The following is a 26,913-nucleotide window of genomic DNA, read 5'->3' as shown; positions in this document are numbered from 1 at the left end:
GCCTCCTCTATTTTTTGAAATAGAATCAAGTAAATATGCTCACAAACATCAAAATGTTATTGGAAGCTTGTAAAAAGCTATCCATTGAATATGAGATTTTGCATCCGAATCAGAATCTAGTTAAGATTAAACTCAGCGATCGCGAATATTACTTTACCAACTATTCAACCCCTCTCACGCCGCAATCTATAGCGGAAATCTTTAAGGATAAGCAATATTTTTATCAGGTATTTCAAGATATCGTGAAGATGCCTCGCACGTTGTCTTTTATCTCACCCTATTGTGATCAGAAATACAAAGAGTACTTACAATTCTCGACTATCGAGGAAATTATTGCAGAGATTGAAAGCAACTTTGAGTTGCCAATCATTGTAAAGCGGAATCGGGGATCGGGGGGGAATAATGTCTTTAAGTGTTTTGATTTGCTACAGATTCGGAGTGCTTTAGATGTGATTTTTAATGTTAATAGCAAAAACTATGACTATGTTGCTCTAGTACAGGAGCCAATTAATATCGTTAAAGAATATCGCTCCGTATGTCTCAATCATGAGCAAATAGTTCTGTATGACAAAGATATTTCGCAGGCTGAGTTTACAGGAAATCTCAGTCCTTTGCATTGGGAAGGGGCGATCGCGAAACAAGTTAGTAATCACGAAACTATTGCAGCGATCGATGAGTTTATCAAACCAATTTTCCAGAAGATGCCAGCGATCGCTTATGTAGGGCTAGATGTTGCAATAGATGATCGCGGTGTTTACTGGCTGATTGAGGCGAATTCGCATCCAAATTTTGATATTTTTATTCGAGATAATGGAGAAGAGCCGATCATAGGGCTTTTCCAAAAGATTTTAAGATATTTGGAATGCGCATAAGCAAACAAAAAGGGAGCGCTAAGTGCTCCCTTTTTGTTTACTTATGTGATGAAATTACATCAAGCCAATTTGAGTAAGAATGCCTTGTCCAGTGATTAATTCTGTTGCCAAACCGATAACGAATCCTAGCATTGCAAGACGACCGTTCCAAGTTTCAGCGAAGTTATTAAAACCAAATTTAGGCTCTGTAGAATCGGACATTGCAGTTGTCTCCTTTGTGTTCTGATTTCTAAACGTTAAGAATCTTTATTTGAATTAATATTACTTTATATTTCTTAATAAGCTATACCGCTAAAGGTAGATTCGACAAAGTTATGAGATTAATTACAAAAGCAAATAGGTAGATGGCACAAGTGCCATCTACCTATTTTAATGAGACTCGCAGTGCTTTGGAATCATGAGCAAACCAATAAATTTGTGAAGGTGTTGCAAAGCAATGCGTTCACAAATTTATTGTGGTTCGCTTGATCGAAAACCGCCTTGACAAACAAAAGCTAATGAGATCGCTAGATCGCATTAGCTTTTGTGAAAATAAAAATAAATGAGAGCGGTATTAATAGCCAAGGCCATTAATTAGACATCGTAAGTTGCCTTACCTGTAAACTTGACGCTTATAGGATTAGGATTATCACCAATCTTGCGGCTGACGCTATTAGCGGCAACACGACCAGCATTCACCTTCTCAGGGAATACACCATCGCTAGGATGTAGATAAACTTGGTCGCCATTAGGAAATTCGCGCCAAATTTTGTAATTGGTGATCTTAAATTTACGCAACTGTGTACCCAAAGCAAGGGCTTGCTCTTTCTTAGCTAAGTAAAGCAAGTTGTCGCCACTGACCATAGTTGCAGCGCCGCCTGTGGGCATTTCAAATACTTGCTCTTTTGGGCTATTCCAAGAGATTAAGTACTTTTCTTCGGTGAAGGCGGAGTTGAGCAAACCACCTGTGCTACCACCCCAGATAGGGGTTTTGCCTTTAGGGGCAGGTGCAGTAAAGGTTGCTGTTTCTTCTGACATTGAGATGTTCTCCCAAATTGCGTATATGCTTTTGATATCAAGAGCAAAGATATCATTTCTATATACCCCTGCTTCAAGCTTACTTAACGTTACTTTACGAAGCTTGACAAAACTTTTAGAGAAAATATCTCGTGAAGCAAGATATTTTCTTGTCTGAGTAGCTAGGCATAATTAATTACAAACCCAAACCCGTAAAGTTGCGCCCCTGCGGGGCGCAACTTTACGGGTTTGGGCAATTTAGTACTTATGAGCTAATTAGGCGACTGAGATATCGTTCAATTAGGATAATGGCAACAATGTCATCAATAGGGCGATCAGGCGATCGCATTCCAAGTGGGACTAATTTCATTAAGCCTTGTGCGGGATAAATCTCCCAAAATCGTAGGCGAGCCTCTTCACTGCTATAACGCTCGTCAACGGTGATGATTCGCAAATCTGGGAATGTTGACTGTAGTTCAGCTTTCCATTGCTTAGAGGCAGTTTGATCACCCATCACCATCAGCGAAATGGGATAGCTATCTAATAAGCCACCAACTTTAGCGATCGCATCTTTGCTTAGAATAACAGCCTGAAAGTGAATCTTGCGATCTAAGCCCATGACAGCGACACCACATTTTTGTTTTCCTGGATCGAAACCTAACAGCACGGATATTCCTGAATTGATAATTACGAATTACGAATTACGAATTGAAATCTCTTTGATAATTCGTAATTCGTAATTCGTAATTTTTGTTTACGATGTCCACAATTATATACTTTGGATAAATTCCTTAAGCCCCTTGCGATAGGTTTCGAGAGAGTCTAGGAAGCCACCGTTATGATCGCCACGTAGTTTAACTAGTTTTTTGGGCTGATTGGCTGCTTGAAAATTGCGATCGCCATGATGAAAGGGAATGATTTCATCATCGGAGCTATGAATAATTAAAACAGGAATTTTGATGCTGGGTAAGCGATCAATGGAGTTGTAGGAAAATCGAGAGAGAAACCGAATTGGCAAAAATGGATAAAGCTCAGCAGCGCGATCGCTAATCGAGGTAAATGTTGAAGCAAGAATCAAACCACCTGCTGAATTTTTACCATCTTGTTGTGAGATTTTCTGAGCTAAGTAAGAGGCGATCGCACCTCCTAATGATTCACCGTAGATAATAATTTTTTGAGGTGGAATTTGTTTCTCTTGAGTGAGATATTGCCACGCAGTTTCGACATCGTTATAGGTTCCTTCTTCGCTGGGTTTACCCTCACTTTTGCCATAGCCTCGATAATCAAACAGGAAAGTAGCAAGCCCCAAATCTTTAAAAATTGGTAAATAACTAACACGATTGCCAATATTGCCACCATTGCCATGACAAAACAAAATCACACCTTTACCAATTTGATCGTTATCTTTAGCTGGCACAAACCAAGAATCTAAATTGACATTATCTTTAGTTGTGAGCTGTACATCATCAAATTTTAAGCCTATGGTTGCAGGCGTATCTATTAGCTCTTGACTCGGCATATAGACTAGGTTTGATTGTCCGAGATATAAAGCGATCGCCAAGCCAATGTAAGCAAGCACCAGAATACGACCAACTGGCAATAAAAACTTTTGTAATATTTGCAATACTGACTGTAAATTCGGGTTCATTTTTACTGAAATAACTGAGCGATTTTTTTAAGAATCTGAAGTACAGTCAAAAATTCATTTGCATTGCGATTGTATAGCGAAAAATCATTAGAGAATTGATATTGAAAAACCTCTCCTTGTGTCACCTTAAGAAAAATCGAAAACCCACCATTGCTAATAAATCCATAGGTTGACTGCAATTGATTGGGACTACTCATCATATAAGTAAGCGCCTGCGCCATGCCTGATTCGATACTAAACGATTGACCTTTAGATTCGATTACCAGCACCCATAGTTTTTTGTGAATCACAAGCGTATCAATACGACCTTGATAAATAGTTTGTTCGTTTTCGTCTACATCAAATTCTATAGATTCAATTTGAACAGGATACTCAGATCTAATATCAAAAGGTGGATCATAAAATTTTGCCATTTCCAATAAAGGCGCGATCGCAATTTGATTAATTAACCCTTCACTGATATGTCCATGATGACGATGGTAAAGATATCGCTCCTTCAGGCGATCGCAGCGTTCTTTTTCAAGTTCCGTCAACTCTGGCAAGTCTTCATAGCATTCACTGAAAAAGCGATCGCCGATAGCTTGTTGTGCTGAGAATCTATTTTCTACTTCCAGCAAACTATTAACATGTTTAGAAATTGCTAATGTTGTGACCATTAATTCCTAGCTCTTAAGATTAGGGATTTATTTTTCTAGCAAATTTGTGATTGCATCTTCAATATTTTCTTGTTTGATTAAAGACTCGCCAACTAGCACAGATCTCGCTCCACAACTTTGTACAAAATCTAGATCTTGACGGGTATAAATGCCAGACTCGCTCACCCAAAGATATTTATCTCTAGTTACTGGATCTAGTCTATCCATTAAAATTTTAGTTTGCTCAAGCTCGACAACAAAATTTTCTAAATTGCGATTATTAATCCCGATTAAGCGCACCTCAGGAATTTGTAAAACACGATCTAGCTCAGCTTGAGTATGCACTTCAACTAGTGCAGCCATGCCTAACTCATGGATTAATGCTTGCAGTGAGGTTAATTCAGTATCAGTAAGAATTGCGGTGATTAATAAAACTGCATCCGCACCATGCGATCGCCCTAGATAAATTTGATAGGGATCAATAATAAATTCTTTGCAAAGTAACGGTAATTCAACAGCTTGGCGCACCAGTTGCAAATTTTCAAAACCGCCTTGAAAGAATTCTCGATCAGTTAGTACCGAGAGACAACTCGCACCGCCGCGTTCGTAGGCTTGGGCGATCGCTATAGGATCAAAATCTTTACGAAATAACCCTTTGCTAGGTGAGGCTTTTTTGACTTCGGCGATTAGGGCAGGCTTAATCGGGGAATTTTGCAAACTGCCATAAAAATCTCGCGGCGGACTAACGCTAGTTAATTTAGCTTTAATTGACTCAATCGGCTCAGTGGCATACATCTGCGCAACCTCTAGCTCCTTATGCCAAACGATTTTTTCTAAAATGTTTTGGGGTGCTTCAGTTAGGGCAGCGATCGCATAGCCTTTGCTACTAGCGGTTTCAGATTGGCGGCGTACTTGCATTGATGAGAACTTGGTTGATCGTGTAAAGATATAGCTTTTAGCATAAAGCAATTTATCAAAAAGCCACCTATAGTTACTTTTTAGCAAATTACTTTATAAATTATGAGGTTTCTTTACAAGCAAAGCGCTCATTTTTCGGTATATTTGCCTGTGTAATGTGAGTTGAGCATAGTTTTTATGAGCGCGATCGCAAACTCTAACCAACCCGAAGACAAGCCAAAGACTTCGCGAGTTCAATCTTATTGGCGAAATATCCCTTGGAAAAAGTTATCCAGTTTGGTCATGGCGATCGCCCTGTGCTTTTACCTCACAGCTTGCGGTGGTGACAATAAGCCAGTCAGTAAAGTTCCAGACAAAAAAGTCGTATCGAGCATTAACATCACCGAAGTCTCTCCACCCAAGGAAATTCAACGCCTCAGTCGCCTACTTGATAGCTATGCCCCACAGGTCATTATCATCAGCCCAAAACCTGATGAAATACTAAATGACACTCAAGTGTCGGTGAAGTTTGATGTCAAAAATTTGCCAATTTTCAAAAATGCTGATTTCGGTTTAGGGCCCCATATCCATGTGACTTTGGATAACCAAGAATACAAAGCAATTTACGACCTAAATCAAACCGCAACATTTGATCACCTCAGCGCGGGAACTCATACAATTCGAGCCTTTGCTTCGCGACCTTGGCATGAAAGCTTCAAAAACCAAGGTGCGTATGCACAGACTACCTTTAATGTATTGACCAAAACTGGCGAAAATACTCCCGAAGCAAAAACACCTTTGCTAACCTACAGCCGTCCTGTTGGAACCTATGGTGCTGAGCCAATCATGCTTGATTTTTATCTCCAAAATGCACCTTTGCATTTACTCGGCAAAGATGATGAGGCGATCGATGATTGGCAGGTTCGCGCCACCATTGATGGACAAAGCTTTACCTTTGATCGTTGGGAGCCAATCTATCTCAAAGGCTTCAAAACTGGACAAAATTGGGTGAAGCTAGAATTACTAGAACCAGACGGAGATGCGATCGCGAATGTATTTAACAGCACTGCCCATGTCATTAACTATCAACCCAATGGTACTGACACCCTAGCGCGTCTAGTCCGTGGCGAAAAGATTGCAAATATCGATGCGATCGTTAACCCAGACTATGTACCACCTGCTCCTGAAGTTATACCTTCGCCTGTTGAGTCTGTCGCACCTGTCGTCACTCCTACGGAAAAGCCAACCGAATCATCTAAAACTGAGGTTGTTAGCCCCACATCTACGCCAGCAGATGCGCCCAAGGAAGAGACTAAACCTGTTGATAAAGCATCATCTGTAATTCCTGTAGTTCCTGTAGTTCCTGTAATTCCTGTAGTTCCTGTTGCTCCAGCCGCACCAATTATTACAAAATCATCACCAGTAGCTGAGCCAGTCAAGGTTGAACCTATCCCGACTAAGGCAGTTCCAGTCCCAGAACAAGTCAAGGTTGAACCAATTAAAGTCAAAGATGCTCCTGTGTCTGCCGAACCTGTAAAAACTGCGCCCATCAAGGCTAAAAACACGCCAGTTACTGAGTCAGAAAAGGTTACTTCAGAATCTGCCAAGGCTAAGCCTGTAAATGTTGTAGAACCAGTCAAGAGCGTTCCTGCTCCAATTAGGAGTAAATATGCCCCTATTGCAATACCAGGAAGACCGATCGCACCCAAAGTCTCACCTCAAGTAACAACACCTAAAGAAGCTCCTCAGGAAGCCGCCAAAGAAGTCTCTAAAAATACAACTCTGATAACACCAAAATCTGAACCACCCAAAGATGCTTTGCCTGAGAAGGAACCGAAGAAGTTCAAACCAAATGCTGCTCCAACAGATGTATTCAAAAATTTCAACTTTGATACAAGTAAATTTTTCCCAGCCAAAACTGAAGAAACAAAACCTGTAGATAAGTCTTCTGAGAAAAAAGAAACTTCAGAGAATAAAGCTGAGGCTAAATCAACAGACAAGCCTCCAGCATTAACGGATTTGTCTACAACTTCAACCTCACCTGTTAAAGAGTTGACTAAAAAATAAATAAAAAGCGGCGCTAAGCGCCGCTTTTTATTTATTTTCAAATGAGCTTGTGGAACTAAGTTGATTAAGCTTCTTTTGGACATCCAAAACTCGGTAAATTCCTGTTTCCTGTGTTTTCCCTTTGAGTGCAAATTTACCCACAAACTCGGTCTGGAAATTGTTATCTAATCGCTGATATGTCTCTTCACTAATCAAAATATGATGTGGTCCACCATCAACTTCTTTATTAAAGCTCTCTAGTCGCGACGCAACATTAACCGCATCTCCTAATACAGAATATTCCAATCGCTCCGAACTACCTAAACTTCCTGCAATCACCAGACCAGAATTAATGCCAATTCCTGTCGAGACGGGTGGTAATCCTTGGGCTACCCAGACCTCATTCATTTCCGCTAATTTATGGGCGATCGCTAAAGCCGCAGCAACAGCAGATTGAGCATCGCGGGTACGTTCAATTTCATTACTATGGGGAATCGGCACTCCAAATACTGCCATCACCGCATCACCAATGTACTTATCGACCATACCGCCATAAGCTAAAACTTCATTAGCGATCGTTCCCAAATAATTATTGAGCCAATTTAGCGTCTCACCAGGGGCTTGAGCCTCCGCCGCAGTACTAAAGTTTCTCATATCCGTAAACAAAACAGTGACATAAACCTCCTGTCCAGTTATCCGCCCCTCTAGCAGAAATTTTTCGCGATTTGACCAAATAATATCGGCTAGCTCCTTAGAGACATGTCGTGAAAATAATCCCATCAGCACTTTGCGTTCTGATTGCTGAATTGCAAGCTGATAAGCCATGACTAGTACATTTGAAGAAATTAAACCCAACAAGGCTGGAAATAATGGTATCCACAGAGCCTGACCAAAGGCAAAATAGCTAGCCCAAACTAAACCACCAGAGGAGAGAACTAAAAGCCCTATATTTTTACCAGCATGAGCAATAAATGCTGCCATTGCACCACCAGCGATCGCCCAAAACAAAATCCAAATATTTTCAATCTCGTTTGACCAAACCTGAATAAATTTGCGATCGTCTAAAGTACTACTAATCAACTGGCTGACAATATTTGCATGGATTTCCACCCCATACATCACTTCGCCATCAACACTAACAGGAGTGGGAAAGCTATCTTTGAGGCTTTCCGCAGTCACACCAATTAGGACTACGCGATCGCGCAGTTTCTCAGGAGCAACACGCTTCTCAAGTACATCAGTTGCTCGAATATGCTCAAAGAATCTTGCCTTTCCTCGATAGCGAATCATCATTTGATATCCGCTATCATCCTCTTTACGATATGCACCGTAATTTGCCGTTATCCTTGGAATAATTTGTTTGCCAGCCGTAAATTGAATTGCAGCTGGGTCAAATACAAGCTGTTTACCATGCAAATTTTTTAAATACAAATTGGCAATCTCAAAGGCTAAAGACCCTGAATCGCCAACGATTGAAGCTCGCCGCACCAGCGCCCCTTTGTCTGTGGGTAAATTCACATATCCATAGCTGCTAATTTGTTCTAGATCTTTCGCAGGATCAACACCACTGCGACCTTCGACCGTTGCAATAAATTTAGCATTTACTACATTACCAGCATTTTTAATGGCGTTAACCAACTCACTACGTCCTTCTAGAACTGGTAAATCCAGATATTTATCAATGCCGATCGCAGCAGGTTTGGCAACGGAAATTTGGTTAATCAGTCTGGCAAATAAGCGATCCGAAATTGGCCATCGCTCAAAATATAGCTTAGAGAAATCTTGAATATCAGCTTCAGAAATTTCGACAATAACAACACGGCGATCGGGTGGTTCGTTAAGTTGCGATCGCATCAAGCTGTCATAAACCCAAAGCTCCACTTCCTTAAAAGCTCCATTTTCTCTTAAGCCTAAAACGCCCAAAGACAATGAAAACGTAATCAATCCAGCCACTAATTGCTGATGATTACGTTTACAAAAAGCTCCGAAATTAACCAAAGTGGCAGGAAGTTTCATTGCGATCGCTATAAGAACATTGACTTCACAATATTCTATCTACATCGCTGGATACTCATACATCAGCGAAATTGCGTGAACAAAAAAAAGAGGCGGCACAAAGTGCCGCCTCTTTTTTTGAAAAATTATTTCCAGTTTTTAGCAACAATTTCAGCTAAGTCAACAACACGTTGGCTATAGCCCCACTCGTTGTCGTACCAAGCAACAACCTTAACCATATTGCCACCCATGACCATAGTCAAAGAAGAGTCAACGATTGAAGATGCATCAACACCGCGATAGTCGATTGACACCAAAGGCAATTCGTTATATTCCAAAATGCCTTTCATTGAGCCTTCGGCTGCAACGCGGAATGCTTCATTAACTTCTTGAGCGATCGTGGCTTTTTCCACTTCGACCACAAAGTCAACAACTGAGACGTTAGGAGTTGGCACTCGCAAAGCAATGCCATTTAATTTGCCAGCTAGTTGTGGTAATACAAGCGCAACAGCCTTAGCTGCACCTGTGGAGGTTGGAACAATGCTTAAAGCAGCAGCTCTAGCACGGCGCAAATCGCGGTGGCTAGCATCAAGCAAGCGTTGGTCACCAGTATAGCTGTGGGTGGTAGTCATTACACCTTTGACAATGCCAAAGTTTTCTAGCAAGACTTTGGCAACAGGTGCTAAACAGTTGGTGGTGCAACTAGCATTACTGATGATGTGGTGAATATCATGGTTGTAATCTTTATCATTCACACCAACTACAAACGTACCATCTTCGTTTTTACCAGGGGCAGTAATTAGAACTTTCTTAGCACCTGCACCAATATGTCGGCCAGCGCCAACTTTATCGATAAATACACCCGTAGATTCGATGACTAAATCAATGCCCCAATCTTTCCAAGGTAAATTGTCAGGATTGCGATCGGAAACTGTTTTGATGGTTTTGCCATTAACAGTAATTGTGGTGTCATCAGCACTAACTTCGCCCGCAAATTTGCCGAGCATGGAGTCGTACTTAAGCAAGTGAGCGTTGGTACGGGGATCGGACGTATCGTTCAGTCCAACTAGTTCTATGTTTGTCTCTGAGCGACCAGCCCAGCATCTGAGAAAGTTACGTCCGATGCGCCCAAATCCATTAATCGCTACCCTGATAGTCACTTCTTATCGCCCTTTATATAAATTTAACTTTTTACTTTAATCTGATGCTTATGATACCGAAAAACCGTCACCAATTTATTCTCTCTTGAAGCAAAATTTTGAATCTTAATAAAACCCAGAAAGGTAGAGGCAATTTATGAATTGCCTCTACCTTTCTGGGTTTTACATGAAACACACACAGCGTATTTCATGTGATTTTTATTAGCTAAACAGTTGTTGGAACTTTTGATTTAACAGTTGCAAAGCTAGGTACAACGATCGATTTATCCTGTTTGGTGAGGCGATCGTATAGCACTTGGGTGTTGGGGTAGTTAGCCGCAGGGAAAGTTTCAAAGCGGTTGTAAGGTACTACATCTTCGCCAAATGCATCGAGGAATTCACGGCTGTTAACCATTTCCGTGACCATTGCCTTGATACCACTAGTTGCCAAAATCACGTTATATTTGCGAATTTCAGCTTGATCGAGTGGCGCACGTCCTAAGAAATGCTTTGTACCCAATTCGATTACCTTGGTGTTGGGGAATGGGGCATAGAATTCCTTGATATAGAGATCGGATGTACCGATCGCCAAGATGAATTCTTTGACTGTGGTTTCTTCGTTGAGAAGCTTGGAAGTATATTGACTGAATTGTGAGTCAGCAACATAGGCATCCATATCGCGCTCGAACACTTGACGGAAAGCAGCACGTACCAATGCGCCTGTTTCCACAGGGTCGGTGGTAGTAAGCTTGAAGATCTTGCGTTGTTCGCGTTTCTTGTCAACACCTTGGTTGATGCGATCGCGGATGGATACAGAAGAACGCTCTTCGGTGACTTGACCAAGTTCGATGAACTTAGCTGTTGGCTCAACCACGACCTTAGTGCCTTTTTCTTCGCCCAAGGTGCTGTTGCGATTGTTGCGCAATGATACACCTGCGGGAGTCAAATAGCGCTCGTAAGGAACGGTATCTTCGCCAAAGGCTTGCTCGTATTCCTTGGTCTCAAGGATCGCATCAACGACTGCATAGAAGCCTTTCTTGGATGCAAGATCAAAGTAAGCGTTCATTTCAGGGCGACCATAGGTAGGACGACCTAATAGACGGCGGTGAGTATATTCGATCGCTTTACATACATAAAGCTTCGTCCAATAGCGATCGCGGAATAAAGGCGACTTAGCCAAGATGCGGACAAATTCGCGTACCGAGATTTGACCATTTTCCAACTTGCTCTCGGCTGCCGTGAGGCGCTGACCTGCAAAAGGAATGTAGCCAGTGACTTGTAAGTAAATTGCGCGAATCACAGCTTGGGTAGAGCTTTCCGAGTTGTTAACACTCTGACCTTTAATCGAACTGATTCTAGCTCCTTTGCCAATCTTGACGCTATCGCGTTGGGTTTGATCGAGCTTGAATACCTTGGGACTCATTGAATCAATCGAGCCAGTTGCCGATGGATTACCAAGTTGGTTAGTGATACCAGCACCATTGCGGATCAAGATGCGGCGGGTATCCTTGCCAAAAGGCGCAGGGGACGCGCTAGGATTACGAGTTTCTTTAGGGAAGATCGCGCCAAATTGGATTTCAAGCGGATCATTACCAGCACCGTAAACATGCTGATCGGGCAATGGTTGCTCGTAAGCAGCAAACAAGGTAATGAATTGAGGAACCTTGCGGAAAGGAGCTGAATAGTTGAACAAGTCAAACTGTGCGCCCCAGTTACGAGCAGTCTGAGCTTCCTGTCCGTATCCACGTTGGTAAGGGACAGTTTCTTCGCCAAAGTAGTCGCTGTACTCTCTGGAGTTAACTAGCGCATTGACTAGAGCTGAGAGACCACCTTTGGAGACGATCGCAAAGTAAGCGGCCACTTCTTCACGGCTCTCAGGTGAGCGTCCAAGGAAATGCTTGAAGGCTAACTCAACCGCACGGGAGTTGATGAAAGGCAGGAAAAATTGATCGCGGTATAAAGGCGATAAACCTAATCGGCGCACAAACTCACGCACCGAGATTTCACCATTTTTTACCTTAGAGTCAAGGTCAGAGACACCTTGGCTATAAGCACGGGCGATATCACGCTCGAAAACTTGGCGATAAGCAGCCTTAACTACTTCATTTTTCTCGGCTCCCGTCATGGCAGCCTTCATTACAAACTTCTGACGACGCTCAGCGGTGTTGAAGTAAATTTGAGGCAGTGCAAGTCCTTGCAAGTCTGGGGAATTGCGCTGACGAACTTTAGGTGAAGGGGTAGCTGCTTTGAATTCAGCGATCGCTACATCCATGTATTGCTTGATAATTTCGATCGCCGCAGGATCTTTAAGGAAATAACCTGCTGCGGCTTGCTTCATGGTCTGTAATGCAACGATGGTTGCCTCAGTAGAGCAAGCTGCTTCAATGATTTCGCGCAAGCCACGCACGTTTTGAGCAAGAATATTTGGGTCACCTGCAACGATTGCATAGGTGGCATAGCGCAAGAACCATGACAAGTCACGCAGGGACTTCTTCATGCGGTCTGCGCCATAACGAGAAATGTTAATGGGGCGGAAATTAGCTGGCACAGGATCAACAACGCCAGTAATGCCTGTATTACTGAAGAAATTCTTGATTGTCCCTAAAAAGCCACCTTCGCTTGCCTCAGTATAAGTAGTTGTACCAAGCTCCATGCCGATCTTGACATCAACTACTCGACCAGCACGATCGACCTCCAAAGCTTCGGAATTTTTGGGTTTTTCCAAAAATGCCATCGCTGAACCACCCGTAAAAATACGGCTAGCAGCCTTGGATACGATATTGTCAGAGTTTTTTGTCAAAATTTCTGCAATTTCGAGGCGTTTTAGTCCAGATTGAAAATATGTGGATAAATCATCTAATTCGCTACGAGTCGCAAAGCGATCTTGTTGCTCTATCTGAGAAATTGTGGAAGTTAAAGCGGTCTGATATAGACTGGGGCGGGCATTTACTGCACCACTTGACGCTGTTACGCTCATGTGTCTGCCTTGAGATCTTTAAAGGGTATGTAAAAAGTCGAAATAATATCTACCCAAGTATAGGGTTTTCCAACTTAAATATATATCTCTATCTCATCAGAAAATGCCGCATTTACAGGTATTTCAACCAGAAAGACACGATAAGTTTTGTAAAGCACGTATGTTGATTGCGCTATGTATTTATATATAGCTGTAAGTAGGGCGTATTGGCGATCGCTATAGCGATCTTTGTTAAGCTAAGTTTGGTTTTAAATTTTTAGATCTCATCTCAGAGTTCAAGATCTAGGTTTACAACTGCCCGTATTTTTCTCTAAACAATCATGATGAATACTCCAACCTTACCAAGAGAGCAAGCTGCTACATCAGTAAGTGAAAAAATCGAGAAGCCCAGACCATTATCTGAAAATCGGGTCTTGTTGCATGGGGTGAGTTGGGAAACTTTTGAGTGCTTACTAGCAGATGTTGGCGATCGCCGTAAAACTCTATTCAATTATATTAACGGTACTTTAGAAATTATGTCGCCTCTCTTACTGCATGAAGGTAGCAATAGATTTATTGAGGCTTTACTCGGTGTATTTGTTGATGAATTAGAGATAGATATGAGACGACTAGGATCTCTATTAATGAAGATACCAGAGTTAAAGGTTGGAGCAGAACCTGACTCTTGCTATTACGTTAAAAATGAATTGGTGATCCGTGAGAAAGAAAATGTCATTGTCGGACAAGATCCTCCGCCCGATCTGGTTTTAGAGGTGGATATCACTAATCCTAGCGATCGCCGTTTGCCAATTTACGCTCTCCTCGGTGTGCCTGAAGTCTGGCCCTATGACGGTTATAGTTTAGAGTTTTTAGGTTTAGAGAATGGGGAATATATGGCGATAGAAAATAGTTTGTCGTTTCCGACGTTACCCGCAGCGGTTATTGTGGAATATGTACAGAAGCGACTGCTCTTAGGCGAAAGCAAGACTTTAAAGGAGTTTCGGGGATGGGTGAGGGCAAATTATTCACAGCAAGGGGATGTTTGAATGTTTGAATTTGGGTGCGATCGCCTACCCTTCAAGCAAATTTACATCATGTTGATTTCGGGTTTAGAAATTGCTTGAGGATATAGGCGATCGCAAAGCTAAAAGCTTGTTGATTTGGCTGTTCATAAGATTTAATCAGAATTGCTAGATCCTCTGCTGTTAATTCTTCTAAGCCCTGTACGGCTTGATCAATAGCCTCTTCTCTCATGGCAACTAGATTTCCATAGTTGAGATTTAGTGTCTGGATAGTTTCTGAAGCAGATTGATGTTTATCAGGTTCTTCGGCAGGACGTATTTCTCCAGAACCTGTATATCGAAAGAAATCAGCACAATCTACTTGCAATGGTGAGACTGAAAGTGGATTATTTCCTCTTTTGCAGCCACAATGCTGCAAGCAGTGCAGAGCTTTTTCATATTCTGGGGCAGTCATCTTGGATTTATCCGAAAAGCCACATGATGCTAAGAGATTATTGAAATCTATTGCTAGTGATAGATCTGTGGACAAATCTGGATCTTTCTCGTTCTGAGGTTGTAGATGTTCAATATGGCTAATGTCGCTAGTGATGCTCATACCACAGTAACAGCAGGTATAACCTTGCTCTGCCAATAAGGCATCATGTACTTCAGCTTTAATTTGACCTCGCAATGTTTTATAAGTTGGTTTCCAGTCATCATTTTCTTGTGATTTCCAGTCAGTGAAACTTTGCGGTTCTTGACCTATCTTGATATATCTCATCTTCCCAAAACTTCTTTCCGATGAATTAATACATCTGCCCTAGCAAATTCTGGCTCATCAAAGCCAATCTCTTCTTTCAAAGATGTTTGTAGTTCTTTTGCTTGAGTTAAATTACCATCATCAATCAATCTAAATAGATTTAATAAATCATCTTTAATTTTTTGATTCCGTTTGGGAACTCCCATTTCATCTTCAAGAATGCGATTGCTATCTCTGCCGTAGGTTCTAACGATTTCTGCGGTAACGCCTGATTCTGTATTAGCAAGTCGATAGATTTTTCCATCTTTGACTTCGCCTAGTACTTGTGGTGAGTGGGTTGTAATTATAAATTGGCAGTTGGGGAAGGTTCGCAGCAATGCAGGGATAACCATGCGTTGCCATTTAGGATGCAGATGTAGCTCGATCTCGTCAATTAAAACTACACCGCTACCCTGTTCAGGTTTTTCCATCTCAGGATTAGCGATCGCCAATCTTCTCGCTAAGTCCCCAACCATCGCTAGTAAGTTTTTTTCACCATCAGACAATTGATTGATCGTTAGTTCAGCATCATTTTTCGTAACAGTCATGCGTAGTTCAGGACGACGACGAATTCTGAGATCTTTAAATTCTGGTAGAAAAGTATAAATTGCTTGGCGTACTGATTCTAATTGTTTATCTCTATAATTTGGGTTGTCTCTAATTAGTTCATTTTCTAATTCTTCAAGCAATTTAAACCATTCAAAAAACCCTTTAAAAATAACTTGCCCACCTGTAAAAGCACGATTATAAACATCAAGAATACTATTACTCGTATTAACCTCTTTAGAGGGTTCCAAATCATCAAAAATAAGATCTCGTTTAACCGAGTAGTAAATCATTATTGGAATATTTTTAGCATTAACAATCCCCTGTAAAATAGGAGTAGCTAGGTGTAAATCATCTATTTGAGTTGATAATTTAGATGTATCACCTCTATCCTTTTTTATGATGTGTTGAAAGTTTAAAGAATTAAGAGTAGATTCCAATTGGGTTTCAATCTTTTCTTTACTACCAGTAGGGATATCGTCATCTAAAAAAATATCCTTAACTTGGGGTGATATAAATCGATTAGGATGGTAACCAGCTTGATATAAAAACTTTATTTCGTCTGAAATGTGATTGAGGAAAACACTTAAACAATCAAGAATACTAGATTTTCCTGAACCGTTATTACCAATTAGAATATTAAGTTGTGGGTCAAAGGATAGAGTGAGATCGCTGATACCACGAAATGATTGCATTCTTAATTGTTTGATTTTCATATTTACTTATTAGAGTAATTTATTGCGGACATAAAGTATAAAATTGTCTATGTAATGCACATAATAAAGTTGAAATTTAATTAACTGATTCCTGCTCAATTAATTTTAACGCATCTGCCAAAATCTCATCGCGATCTAATCTGGAAACTTTCTCGCTGAATGTAATATTCGCAAAATATCGACAAAACTTCCATTAACTCGATACACGATGAAATAAGGATTGACCACAATTTCTCTTGTCTCCTTTACTCGCCCAACACGTCCCATTTCTGGAAAAGTTTCCAATTGCTTCACGGCACTGCGAATCTTGATTACCAATTTTAAAGCTGCCTCTGGATTGTCTCTAGCAATATATTCATGAATCACTTCTAGATTATGTAGGGCTTTGCGTAACCACCTAACCTTCATTCAAGCGCCCAAACATAATATCTACATCTTCATCACTGGCAAAATCTTCAGCATCTGCCTCAGCGATCGCTAAATTAATTTCCGCAATCTGCCACTTATAAATTTCAATATAGTTCTCGATCGCCTCATTCAACAGGTAAGAGCGATCGCGATCTAGTTCCTTAGCGATCGCATCTAATGCTTCACGCTTTGTGCGATCGAGCCGAAAGGTAATCGTTTCCTTAGCTATAGTTGACATCGTATTATCAAATAATGCGTTGTAATACAAACATTATACATGAGAGTTTTTAAAACGCAAAAATCCCAATAATTTTAAAAAGCTTACTCTGTAAACCTTTTAAAATTATTGGGATTGGTTAGGCAAAGTTCAGATGTAAAAGCCTAGACAACTACAAAATTCACCAACTTTCCGGGAACTGCAATCACCTTCTTAATCTCCTTACCTTCGAGATACTTCTGGGCAGCACTTGAACTACGAGCATACTCTTCCAAGGCTTGCTTATCATTGCTAGCGCTAGACGGCACTTGAAGACTGCCACGCACTTTGCCATTGATTTGAATTACGAGCGTAATCTCATCAACGGTAAGCGCTTCTGGATCATGGGTCAGCCAAGGCTGTAAATGAATTGAGTCTTCATATCCAATGAGTGACCAAAGTTCCTCGGCGATGTGTGGCGCAAAGGGAGCAAGTAAAGTTAAGAGAGTTTCGATTCCTTCTAGGAACGTTGCGGAACTCTTATCTTCGGCATCTTGCAAAGCATTGCTAAGCTTCATCATTTCTGAAATGGCAGTATTCAGTTGATAGCCACCATCGAAATCTTCGGAAACTTCCTTGATCGCGATGTGGATAGCGCGACGCAGATTCTTATCAACTTTTTTAGAAATGCCGTTCTGTTTAGTTTCCGCAAAGCTAGTAACTAAGCGCCAAACGCGATTTAAAAAGCGTTGTTGACCTTCGACATCGGCATCTTCCCATTCCAAATCTTTTTCAGGAGGCGCTTTAAAGAGCGTGAACATTCGCAAAGTATCAGCTCCATATTTAGCGATCGCCACTTCAGGAGATACCCCATTCCCCTTAGATTTAGACATCGTGGCAAAGAGCGCTTGCAAAGGTTCTCCCGTTTTGGGATCTTTGGGATCTTGGGGATTGACCTGTGAAGATGGAATCCATTTGTCTTTGCCGCCTTTGTTGGGGTTCATGTAGGTTAAGCCCTGCACCATCCCCTGAGTCAACAATCGCGCAAATGGCTCATCGAAATTAAGCAATCCCCGATCGCGTAAAACCTTAGTCATAAATCGCGAATAGAGCAAGTGTAAAATCGCATGTTCTACACCGCCCACATATTGATCGACGGGCATCCAGTTATTGATAGCAGCGCGATCGCCTATTTCTTGATCGTTCCTCGCATCGGCAAATCGCAAGAAATACCAAGAGGAATCGATGAAGGTATCCATCGTGTCAGTTTCGCGCTTGGCGGCTGTGCCACATTTAGGACAAGGGACATTTACCCAAGAGTCCAATTGGGCGAGAGGTGACGCGCCACGACCTGTAAGTTCGACATCCTCTGGCAAGGCGATCGGTAAGTCAGCATGAGGGACGGGAACGATGCCGCAACTAGGACAGTGAATTACGGGAATTGGACAGCCCCAATATCTTTGGCGGGAAATCAACCAATCACGCAAGCGATAGGTGATTTTGGCGGTTCCCCATTGGTTTACTTCCGCGAGTTCGATGATTTTGGTTTTCGCAGTTACGGAATCCAATCCGTCAAAGCTGCCCGAATTGGTCATGATTCCTGCTTCGGTGTAAGCGGATTCCCTCACCCCCTGCCCCTCTCCCATAGGGAGAGGGGAGTTAGAGATGATTACCGTTTGAATAGGAAGATTGTATTGTTTTGCAAAGGCAAAATCGCGGACATCATGGGCTGGAACTCCCATAACTGCGCCTGTTCCATATTCAAATAGAACATAGTCCGCAATCCAAATTGGGACTTCTTTTCCAGTAAATGGATTAACTACACTTGCGCCGATCGCTACGCCACGTTTAGGGCGATCATCTGAGGTGCGATCGATTTCGCTAAGATTTTTGACTTCTTGAATGAATGCTTCAACGGATTCTTTTTGAGCACTGCTGGTCAATGTCTCAACTAGTGGATGTTCTGGAGCAAGCACGACATAACTCACACCGTAAACTGTGTCAGGGCGTGTGGTGAATACAGTGATTTTTTCGTCACAGCCAACAATGGGAAAACTTAGCTCTGCGCCTGTGGATTTACCGATCCAGTTGGCTTGCATGATCTTGACATTAGAGGGCCAGTCGGTGAGCTTGTCCAAATCTTGCAAAAGTTGTTCGGCGTAGTCAGTAATTTTTAAGAACCATTGACGCAATTTGCGCTTCTCAACGATCGCACCCGATCGCCAAGATCTGCCTTCACTATCCACCTGCTCATTCGCAATTACGGTTTGATCGATCGGGTCCCAGTTAACTTTTGCTTCTTTTTGATAAGCCAAACCCGCTTCCAAAAATTGCAAAAAGATCCATTGTGTCCATTTGTAATAGTCGGGCGAACAAGTTGCTAATTCGCGATCCCAGTCGTAGGACAAACCCACTTGCTGAAGCTGCGATCGCATATTGTCGATATTCGCGTAAGTCCATTTCGCAGGATGGGTATTGCGATCGATCGCTGCATTTTCCGCAGGCAACCCGAAAGCATCCCAGCCCATCGGGTGCAACACTTGATAGCCCTGCATTCTTTTGTAACGGGCAATTACATCGGTGATCGTGTAATTGCGGACATGCCCCATGTGCAGATCACCCGATGGGTAGGGAAACATTGACAGCGCATAGAATTTCTTTTTGTCTGCACCAATTGCATCATTGCTTACTTTGTCAAGTTGTTTCTCTGCCCAAACTTTTTGCCATTTGGGTTCGATCTGCTGGGGGTTATATCTGGTTTCCATCACGTATCAGTCTATATGCGAATATGAAGGTGAGCAACGCTATGCGCTGCTCACCTTCATACTTAATAATACTAAACATCAAGCCCTAATCTAACTTATGTCACCCGATTATATAAAAGCTCAATTAATCTTGCTTATCTCGATTGTGGCGGCGATCGCCTTTGTTGGTTGTATTTATGAATTGTCATACGGTGCGCCAGATTTTGGCTTTGCTTTGACTTGGGCAATTTTGCTCATCAGCTTACCTGTAGGTGTCTATAGCTTTGTCAAAGCAGTCAGTCTTGCTCGAAAATCTATGCAATAAAGTTTATGCAACAACCAAGAGGGTGCGCTTGTCGCACCTTTCGTCCAATAAAAATCCACCAATCCTAGGTGAAACATGATGACAGCTCAATTAATTACGCCAAGCTTTACGTCTAATGTTCATAAGTTCACGGTGCAGCAATATGAGCTGATGCTCGAAGCAGGAGTATTTGCTGAAAGCGATCGCCTTGAACTAATTAACGGAGAAATCAGAGTAATGTCGCCCATTGGCAGGAAACATGCAGCTTGTGTGGCGAAAACATCTAGAGCTTTTCAAATCAAGTTAGGTAATCAAGCTTTTATCTGGACACAGAATCCAATTCGCCTTGGCGATCATTCTGAACCGCAGCCCGATTTGGCGATCCTCAAATGGCGTGATGATTTTTATGCTGAGGCTTTGCCTACGTCTGATGATATTTTGTTGATTATTGAGGTGGCAGATAGCACTCTCGCCTATGACCGTGATGTCAAAAACACTCTTTACGCAGCGAATGGGATTCCAGAGATGTGGCTATTCGATGTGAATAAAAAAGTAGTAGAAGGATATTCACAACCATCTGTATCAGGATATAAGCGGATGCAGCGCTATGAACAAAATGAAACTTTGGCAATGCTTGTCTTCCCTGACATAGTATTTAGCTGGGAAGACATTTTTTAAGACGCTTTGCTTTGCTATAAAGCATTCTTACCAGTCATGCAGATTCATGTTTTACAGGAAAAAATTTTGAAAATCTTACTGGTTGAAGACGATCTACATTCTACGGAGCTACTTTCGCAGCTACTAGCAGAGTCGCATTACACAATTGATTCCGCTCTCAATGCTAAGACTGCGTGGCAATACATCGAGACCTATACCTACGATTTGATCATTCTCGATATTATGTTGCCTGATAGCGATGGTATCGAGCTATGTACCAAGCTTCGCGCCGCTGGTCACAATGCCCCCGTGCTATTGCTAACAGCAAAGGATAGTACAAACGATCGAGTGATGGGGTTGGAGGCAGGAGCCGATGACTATATGGTTAAGCCCTATGAATTTCAGGAGTTAATTGCACGGATTCGGGCGCTATTACGTCGCTATAGCGATCGCGATACGCTCTCCCAAGAATTAACATGGGAGCATCTCCTTCTGGATCTTAGAACGAATACAGTTACTTATAAGCAGAAACCTTTGCGCTTCACTCACAAGGAATATCGGCTATTAGAGCTGTTTCTCAGACATCCCCAACAAGTATTTAGCCGTAGTGGTTTGATCGATCAGGTGTGGTCGGCAGGAGAGTTTCCTGGTGAGGAGGCAGTGACTACGCACATTAAGGGATTACGTAAAAAGCTGAAGGTGGCAGGACTGCCTATAGATCCAATTGAGACATTATATGGATTGGGATATCGCCTCAAACCTGCGCCTGTTCAAGCTATGGATCTACCTATCGTTCACACGGTAGTGTCAAATCCTTTACCTGATGAAACCTTACCGCAGATAGATAAAACGCGAGTGCTGGAGGTAATTGCGATTGTGACTAAGAAGTTAATCGCAATTTTGCCAGAATCGATCGCCCTTTTACAGCGAGTAGCGATCGCTTTGAATCAGGGCAACTTAGATCCAGATTTGCGCTATGACGGATATATGGAGGCGCATCGGCTCATTGGATCGATGGGTTCATTAGGTTTTCCAGAAGGATCGGCGATCGCATTTCAGATCGAGCAGATGCTCAAAAGTGATTTTACTTTAGCTCAGTCCGATACGGCGATGTTGCTGCAATTGATTACCAATTTAGAAGTAAGTGTTTGTGACTCATCTAAAAGCGCAACTCCTATCCTTTCTAAATCTCAGCCCCAACCTCATTACCTGAGACAACAGCAAGGCGATCGCTCGAAAGTAATGATTGTTGATGACGATCCTCATATCCTGAATATTTTGCGGGTTTTACTGGAGCGTTGGGATCTTGAGGTGATCACTTTGCAAAATCCCCAACAATTTTGGCAGGTTTTGGAAGCAACTTCTCCAGACCTACTAATTTTGGATTTGATCATGCCAGACTGTAATGGTATGGATTTGTGTCAATCCATGCGAATCTCTTCGCTATGGCAAGATTTACCGATTGTGTTTTTGTCAGCCCATAGCGATCGGGAAACAATCCGTCAATTGTTTATCGCTGGCGCTGATGATTATCTCAGCAAGCCAATTGTGGAGGAAGATTTGTATACTCGCATTCTCAGCCGTTTAGAACGCCGTCGCCAATCACCAAAAATATTTTCTAGCAATATTTCCTGAACCCATGCCACCATCTTCGCCGCTCCCAATTTCCCAAATCCATAGAAATGCTGACTTTTCTCAATCATCAGCCGCGATTTTAACTGTGCTGATCGTGGATGATGATCGCGCTACCTACATGGGCTATCTGCAATCGGATAAATCGCATCTCTATCATTTTCTGGAAGCAGACATCCTAGAGGCAGGATTAGAGCTATGGCGATCGCAAAATCCCGATATTGTCCTTATTGATTGCGAACTTCCCGATGGCGATGGATTGGAACTATTACAAACAATAACCTCAGAAAATTTGGGGGTAGGCACGATCGCGCTCACAGGTTCTGAAAATGAAAAGATTTTACAGGCAATGAGATTAGGGGCTTCAGATTATCTGGTAAAAGGATCGATTACTGTGGCTGCGATGATCAATCGCGTTAATCAAGTTGCTGATCGCCTTACCCTCGATCGCCAATTAAAGCGATCGCAACAGCAGGAAATTTTAATTGCCAACATTGCGCTCCGTATTCGGAAATATCTGAATATAGGAGATATTGCCAACTCAATTGTTCAAGAAGTACGAGCCTTTTTAAATGCCGATCGCTCCATTATTTATCAGTTCAATCCTGATATGAGTGGAACGGTTGTCGCAGAGTCAGTTCTCTCGCCATGGATATCCTGTCTCAATCAACACATTGACGAGTGCTGTTTTCAAGAAAATCTCGGTGGGGCATACCGAGAGGGACGAGTTTTCTCAACTTTCGATGTTTATACGGCTAACTTACATGAATGCCATCTGAAACTAATGGAACAGTTTCAGATCAGGGCAAATTTAGTCTTGCCAATTCTGATCACAGACAATCAAACTCATACGTTATGGGGCTTGCTCATCGCCCATCAATGTGAGTCTCCACGGATTTGGCAAGAGTCAGATATTCGCTTACTTCAGCAATTATCGGTACAACTTGCGATCGCATTGCAACAAGCTGAACTCTATCAAAATCTCCAAAAAAGCAATGCTGAATTAGAAAATCGTGTGATTGAGCGTACTGCCGAGCTTTTTCAACGTCAACAAGAATTTATTGCTCTCGCTGAGAATTCACCAAACGTGACTATGCGCCTCGACCTACAACAGCGACACCTCTACGTTAATCGAGCCATAGAAAGAGCTACAGGTATTCCCGCTGAGGAATTTCTGGGCAAAACCCTTCGAGAAATGGGATTCCCTGAGAAGAATGTATCTATGCTGGAATCTGCTGTTCAAAAATTACTCGAAACAGGTAAAGACCAGCGATATGAAATCGATTATCCATTCCCAGAAGATCAGGGCATGGGATATTATCGCGCTCATCTCATTCCTGAATATGCTCCAGATGGCGAAATTGCCACGATACTATCGATCTTCTATGACATTACGCAGAACAAACTAAATGAAATAGCTCTCCTAGAATCAAACCGTCGTTGGCAATCGTTACTGGATGATGTTCGCTTAGTCATTATTGGATTGAATTGTCAAGGAGAAGTGGAGTATGTCAATCCCTTTTTCCTGAATGTTACAGGCTATGATCTCGATGAAGTAATTGGAAAAGATTGGCACTCGAATTTTTTACCTCAGATTGATCAAGTCGTGATCAAAGAAGATTTTGCCGATATGTTGAATAAGGACTTTCATCAATATTATCAAAATGCGATTGTGACGAAAGGGGGTGACGAAAGAATAATTGCTTGGAATAATACGCTCCTTCGGAATCAAAAAAACGAAATTATTGGGTCACTGAGCATTGGTGAAGATATTACGGAGAAATCGAGAGTTGAACGCATCAAAAGTGAATTTATTTCTATTGTTAGCCATGAACTCAGAACTCCTTTAGCTTCAATTCGGGGCGCTTTAGGCTTGCTCTCTTCGGGTGTATTAGCTAATCGACCTGAAACCGCCAAAAACATGCTCAATATTGCCTCCTCAGACACCGAAAGATTAGTTCGTCTAGTCAATGACATTCTGGACTTAGAGCGTTTAGAATCCAGCAAAGTCACGCTCGATCGCAATTGGTATGATGTGGTTGAGCTATGTCAGCAGACGCTCGAAACGATGCAGGCGTTCGCTGCCGAAAGCCAGATCGAAATATTATGTAATGTCCAGCCACAGCAAGTCTTTGCCGATCGCGATCGCCTTGTCCAAACCTTAGTTAATTTACTCAGCAATGCCATTAAGTTCTCGCCACCTCAAAGTCAAGTGCAACTTGAAGCCGAACACATTGCCAATGAGATAGTGTTTCGAGTATGCGATCGCGGTCGTGGTATTCCCGAAGAACATCTAGAAAGCATTTTCGAGCGCTTTAACCAAGTAGATGCTTCCGATTCCCGCCAAATGGGAGGCACAGGTTTAGGTTTGGCGATCTGTCGCAGCATTGTCCAACAACATGGTGGCAAGATTTGGGTAGAGAGTGTATTGTCAGAAGGTAGTACTTTTTCGTTTACCATTCCCCATCGCATAAGCTAAGGAACTAATAATTGTTGAGTCGAGCTTCGCTCGACTCAACAATTATTGGGCTTTAAATCACATAAGTTATTTGATTTGCAATCCTAAGAGGAGGTTCTAGATTTATGACTACCAAATCAATTTTACTTATTGATGACGAGCCAAATATTGCGGAAGTTATTGCTGTATGTCTAGAAAGCTTTAAAGGATGGAAGGTGCAAGTGGCTAATTCTGGCAAAGCAGGACTTAGCATTGTGGAAACCCTCAAGCCTGACGCAATTCTCCTTGATGTGATGATGCCCATAATGGATGGCATCACTGTCTATCAAAACTTACAAAATAATCCAGCTACTCAAAATATTCCCGTAATCTTCTTAACCGCGAAGGTACAAGTAAGCGATCGCGAACGTTTTGCCCAATTAGGCGTAGCAGGGACAATTGCGAAGCCCTTTGAGCCGCTCAAAATTTCTGATCAAATTGCCGAGATGCTCGGTTGGTAATTACGCTCTCTCAGATTGTCCTCATTTTTATTTTTTACACTAGAGATTAGTAATTAGAAGACAACATTGGCTTCAACATGGAAACGCAACAGGCATCTAGTAAAACGATTTTATTGATTGATGATGAAGATTACATTCTCCAAATTGTAGAGGCTTGTATAGAAAATTTCAGCAATTGGCGACCAGCACTCGCAGCTTCTGGCGATGAAGGATTAGCAGCAGTAGCTAAGGCTAAACCTGATGCAATTTTGCTGGATATGATGATGCCAAATATGGATGGGTTTACCTTCCTCAAAAATTTAAAAGCCGATCCTCAACTTGCTGATATCCCTATAGTACTTATTACCGCTCGTTTAGATCTGCTTGAAACCCAAAAACTCTCTCAACTGGGAGTCAAAGGCGCGATCGCCAAACCCTTTAGTGCGATTAAGCTCGTCGGTCAAATCACCAAGATTTTAGGCTGGTAGTAGCATTGGCTATAAATCGCATGGCAATACTTTTTCCAAAAATATTGATTTTTATTTCAGCACAAAGCATTTTCAGAAAATATTTCACTACCTACAGAATTTCCTCATTTTTTATTTTTAATCTTTAAAGCGGTAGTGCGGGCACATCTTGAAAAACTTGGACTGACTGAGTGGGCAAAAAGCCTTTTCTAGCTATTGAAATAAATCACCAAAAGCATGAATCAAATTCAACTAAATAGCTCAGGCTCTGAATTAGGTTGGTGCATTGAAATATTGACTGCACAGCCTCTGTGCCTATATTACTTTGGCGCATTTACAAGCCATCAAGAAGTCCAACAACTAAAAGCAGGATTTATTGAAGATCTTCTTTTAGAGAGCGCCACAATTCTTTCGGCTAATATTCGATTTTGTCAACCTAGCCAATTAACTTTGAAAAGATGACGATCTGCGATCGCACTTTCTCTCATCGAAAAACCTGCCTCATTCCGATTTAAATCAAGCTCTGTTGATTGATATTGCAGCTTAGGTCACACATTTTAACTTTATGAAAAAAATCAATCTCTTTTATCAATGTCACGTTACTGGTCAGGATTCTGCAATTTGGCAACTGCAATGCCATTTACGCATTATCTATCAACAGTTTGGACAGCAAGTCGTGATCGTCTCACCCCAAAACTGTGAAATTGGTTGGTTTATTCCATCTCAGATTGAAAAGCTTGCCACACAGATTATTCAGGATTTTCAGCTTAATCCTAATCGCCTAACTTGGATTGAGCATGACCCTAACTATGCCAGCAGACAAATTTGCTCAGAGTATAGTGAGGTCACATTTCAATGGAAACAAGCGATCATCGCCACTAACCCACATTGGCAAGCGATCTCCAATGAGCTAGTTGATTCCTTAATCGCAGATACCGACTATAGCGACTCTTGGAACAAAATCCATTTATTCACAAACCATTCGCGACTTCTACAAAAAAATTCCTATTTGCAAGAACTAAAAGATTCCACACCACACTATCTCTCTGTATAATTGCAAAATAATTGCAAACCAAAAGAGAGTGGCGGTGCAAAGCACCGCCACCCCCTTTTTGTTTTAATCACTAAACGGGCTAAAATCCTGCCTTCACAAAAAAATGCTCTGATGTCACTGCCAAATCAAGAAAAATCTCATCTGTTAATATTTGATCTCGGCGGTAAATCTCAGGGGGGGGATCTGTTTCTTTTTAACATCTGAAGCTGCCGCCGACCCCCTTCGTGTAGTACATTCGGGGCGCCGCGTCCTATATAAAAAAAAACAA

25 protein-coding genes are annotated in these 26,913 nt (G+C 41.9%); 11 read left to right on the top strand and 14 right to left on the bottom strand.

Annotated features, from left to right (window positions below):
- Nucleotides 1-35: 35 nt before the first annotated feature.
- On the top strand, nucleotides 36-872 hold the full coding sequence (locus tag PseudUWO311_RS10395) for a RimK family alpha-L-glutamate ligase (protein WP_142655183.1): 837 nt from the start codon (nucleotides 36-38) through the stop codon (nucleotides 870-872).
- Between the two features lie 54 nt (nucleotides 873-926).
- Here PseudUWO311_RS10395 and PseudUWO311_RS10390 read toward each other — a convergent pair whose 3' ends face one another.
- The 6 genes from PseudUWO311_RS10390 to trpC all read right to left on the bottom strand — a co-directional run bounded on the left by PseudUWO311_RS10390 (nucleotide 927) and on the right by trpC (nucleotide 5,069).
- Nucleotides 927-1,073, bottom strand: coding sequence for a chlorophyll a/b-binding protein (locus tag PseudUWO311_RS10390; protein ID WP_142655182.1), 147 nt, complete (start codon nucleotides 1,071-1,073; stop codon nucleotides 927-929).
- 372 nt (nucleotides 1,074-1,445) lie between these two features.
- Nucleotides 1,446-1,889 (bottom strand): photosystem I reaction center subunit II PsaD, encoded by a 444-nt coding sequence (locus tag PseudUWO311_RS10385; RefSeq protein ID WP_103669609.1) that lies wholly within the window; start codon nucleotides 1,887-1,889, stop codon nucleotides 1,446-1,448.
- 244 nt (nucleotides 1,890-2,133) lie between these two features.
- Entirely contained in the window at nucleotides 2,134-2,535 is a 402-nt protein-coding gene (gene ruvX, locus PseudUWO311_RS10380; protein WP_142655181.1) for a Holliday junction resolvase RuvX, read from the bottom strand.
- 102 nt (nucleotides 2,536-2,637) lie between these two features.
- Nucleotides 2,638-3,516 (bottom strand): alpha/beta hydrolase, encoded by an 879-nt coding sequence (locus tag PseudUWO311_RS10375; protein WP_142655180.1) that lies wholly within the window; start codon nucleotides 3,514-3,516, stop codon nucleotides 2,638-2,640.
- Nucleotides 3,517-3,518: 2 nt separating this feature from the next.
- The gene (locus tag PseudUWO311_RS10370; protein ID WP_142655179.1) at nucleotides 3,519-4,172 is read right to left on the bottom strand and encodes a type I restriction endonuclease subunit R; all 654 of its coding nucleotides are present in this window, start codon (nucleotides 4,170-4,172) and stop codon (nucleotides 3,519-3,521) included.
- A gap of 27 nt (nucleotides 4,173-4,199) precedes the next feature.
- The gene (gene trpC, locus PseudUWO311_RS10365; protein WP_142655178.1) at nucleotides 4,200-5,069 is read right to left on the bottom strand and encodes an indole-3-glycerol phosphate synthase TrpC; all 870 of its coding nucleotides are present in this window, start codon (nucleotides 5,067-5,069) and stop codon (nucleotides 4,200-4,202) included.
- A 177-nt stretch (nucleotides 5,070-5,246) separates the two neighbouring features.
- On the opposite strand from trpC, the gene PseudUWO311_RS10360 reads away from it, so the two are divergent.
- Nucleotides 5,247-7,115: a hypothetical protein gene (locus tag PseudUWO311_RS10360; RefSeq protein WP_142655177.1), complete on the top strand. Its 1,869-nt coding sequence runs from the start codon at nucleotides 5,247-5,249 to the stop codon at nucleotides 7,113-7,115.
- 27 nt (nucleotides 7,116-7,142) lie between these two features.
- On the opposite strand, the gene PseudUWO311_RS10355 is transcribed toward PseudUWO311_RS10360, so the two are convergent.
- From PseudUWO311_RS10355 to PseudUWO311_RS10345, 3 genes are all read right to left on the bottom strand, one after another.
- On the bottom strand, nucleotides 7,143-9,110 hold the full coding sequence (locus PseudUWO311_RS10355; RefSeq protein ID WP_142655176.1) for a CHASE2 domain-containing protein: 1,968 nt from the start codon (nucleotides 9,108-9,110) through the stop codon (nucleotides 7,143-7,145).
- 125 nt (nucleotides 9,111-9,235) lie between these two features.
- Nucleotides 9,236-10,249: a type I glyceraldehyde-3-phosphate dehydrogenase gene (locus tag PseudUWO311_RS10350; protein WP_142655175.1), complete on the bottom strand. Its 1,014-nt coding sequence runs from the start codon at nucleotides 10,247-10,249 to the stop codon at nucleotides 9,236-9,238.
- Nucleotides 10,250-10,454: 205 nt separating this feature from the next.
- Complete coding sequence (locus tag PseudUWO311_RS10345; protein ID WP_142655174.1) at nucleotides 10,455-13,205, bottom strand: phycobilisome rod-core linker polypeptide; 2,751 nt, start codon at nucleotides 13,203-13,205, stop codon at nucleotides 10,455-10,457.
- A gap of 320 nt (nucleotides 13,206-13,525) precedes the next feature.
- Here PseudUWO311_RS10345 and PseudUWO311_RS10340 point away from each other — a divergent pair, with 320 nt between their 5' ends.
- Nucleotides 13,526-14,230 (top strand): Uma2 family endonuclease, encoded by a 705-nt coding sequence (locus PseudUWO311_RS10340; RefSeq protein WP_223807530.1) that lies wholly within the window; start codon nucleotides 13,526-13,528, stop codon nucleotides 14,228-14,230.
- Nucleotides 14,231-14,276: 46 nt separating this feature from the next.
- Here PseudUWO311_RS10340 and PseudUWO311_RS10335 read toward each other — a convergent pair whose 3' ends face one another.
- The 5 genes from PseudUWO311_RS10335 to leuS form a co-directional block, all read right to left on the bottom strand.
- Nucleotides 14,277-14,966: a retron system putative HNH endonuclease gene (locus PseudUWO311_RS10335; RefSeq protein WP_142655173.1), complete on the bottom strand. Its 690-nt coding sequence runs from the start codon at nucleotides 14,964-14,966 to the stop codon at nucleotides 14,277-14,279.
- Nucleotides 14,963-16,246 carry an AAA family ATPase gene (locus PseudUWO311_RS10330; RefSeq protein ID WP_142655172.1) on the bottom strand — a complete coding sequence of 428 codons (1,284 nt, stop codon included), beginning with the start codon at nucleotides 16,244-16,246 and terminating at the stop codon, nucleotides 14,963-14,965. Before PseudUWO311_RS10330 ends, PseudUWO311_RS10335 begins: the two co-directional genes overlap by 4 nt.
- Nucleotides 16,247-16,381: 135 nt before the next feature.
- Nucleotides 16,382-16,654, bottom strand: coding sequence for a type II toxin-antitoxin system RelE/ParE family toxin (locus PseudUWO311_RS10325; RefSeq protein ID WP_142655171.1), 273 nt, complete (start codon nucleotides 16,652-16,654; stop codon nucleotides 16,382-16,384).
- Complete coding sequence (locus PseudUWO311_RS10320) at nucleotides 16,644-16,892, bottom strand: CopG family ribbon-helix-helix protein (protein ID WP_223807529.1); 249 nt, start codon at nucleotides 16,890-16,892, stop codon at nucleotides 16,644-16,646. Before PseudUWO311_RS10320 ends, PseudUWO311_RS10325 begins: the two co-directional genes overlap by 11 nt.
- Nucleotides 16,893-17,035: 143 nt before the next feature.
- Nucleotides 17,036-19,615: a leucine--tRNA ligase gene (gene leuS, locus PseudUWO311_RS10315; RefSeq protein ID WP_142655169.1), complete on the bottom strand. Its 2,580-nt coding sequence runs from the start codon at nucleotides 19,613-19,615 to the stop codon at nucleotides 17,036-17,038.
- Between the two features lie 97 nt (nucleotides 19,616-19,712).
- On the opposite strand from leuS, the gene PseudUWO311_RS10310 reads away from it, so the two are divergent.
- The 8 genes from PseudUWO311_RS10310 to PseudUWO311_RS10275 all read left to right on the top strand — a co-directional run bounded on the left by PseudUWO311_RS10310 (nucleotide 19,713) and on the right by PseudUWO311_RS10275 (nucleotide 26,645).
- Nucleotides 19,713-19,919 carry a hypothetical protein gene (locus PseudUWO311_RS10310; protein WP_142655168.1) on the top strand — a complete coding sequence of 69 codons (207 nt, stop codon included), beginning with the start codon at nucleotides 19,713-19,715 and terminating at the stop codon, nucleotides 19,917-19,919.
- Nucleotides 19,920-19,994: 75 nt separating this feature from the next.
- The gene (locus tag PseudUWO311_RS10305; protein ID WP_223807528.1) at nucleotides 19,995-20,576 is read left to right on the top strand and encodes a Uma2 family endonuclease; all 582 of its coding nucleotides are present in this window, start codon (nucleotides 19,995-19,997) and stop codon (nucleotides 20,574-20,576) included.
- A 66-nt stretch (nucleotides 20,577-20,642) separates the two neighbouring features.
- Nucleotides 20,643-22,190 carry a response regulator gene (locus PseudUWO311_RS10300; RefSeq protein WP_317843011.1) on the top strand — a complete coding sequence of 516 codons (1,548 nt, stop codon included), beginning with the start codon at nucleotides 20,643-20,645 and terminating at the stop codon, nucleotides 22,188-22,190.
- Between the two features lie 4 nt (nucleotides 22,191-22,194).
- Nucleotides 22,195-24,666, top strand: a complete 2,472-nt coding sequence (locus tag PseudUWO311_RS10295) for an ATP-binding protein (protein ID WP_142655166.1) — start codon at nucleotides 22,195-22,197, stop codon at nucleotides 24,664-24,666.
- A gap of 104 nt (nucleotides 24,667-24,770) precedes the next feature.
- Complete coding sequence (locus tag PseudUWO311_RS10290) at nucleotides 24,771-25,145, top strand: response regulator (RefSeq protein WP_142655165.1); 375 nt, start codon at nucleotides 24,771-24,773, stop codon at nucleotides 25,143-25,145.
- Between the two features lie 77 nt (nucleotides 25,146-25,222).
- Entirely contained in the window at nucleotides 25,223-25,612 is a 390-nt protein-coding gene (locus PseudUWO311_RS10285) for a response regulator (RefSeq protein WP_142655164.1), read from the top strand.
- Nucleotides 25,613-25,828: 216 nt separating this feature from the next.
- Nucleotides 25,829-26,053 carry a DUF1816 domain-containing protein gene (locus tag PseudUWO311_RS10280; RefSeq protein ID WP_142655163.1) on the top strand — a complete coding sequence of 75 codons (225 nt, stop codon included), beginning with the start codon at nucleotides 25,829-25,831 and terminating at the stop codon, nucleotides 26,051-26,053.
- Between the two features lie 103 nt (nucleotides 26,054-26,156).
- On the top strand, nucleotides 26,157-26,645 hold the full coding sequence (locus tag PseudUWO311_RS10275) for a hypothetical protein (protein ID WP_142655162.1): 489 nt from the start codon (nucleotides 26,157-26,159) through the stop codon (nucleotides 26,643-26,645).
- Nucleotides 26,646-26,913: the final 268 nt, after the last annotated feature.

This window comes from Pseudanabaena sp. UWO311 (assembly GCF_006937785.1).
Classification (GTDB): Bacteria; Cyanobacteriota; Cyanobacteriia; order Pseudanabaenales; family Pseudanabaenaceae; genus Pseudanabaena.
Note: the sequence above shows the minus strand (reverse complement) of the source record. Positions and strands in the feature narration are given on the sequence as shown.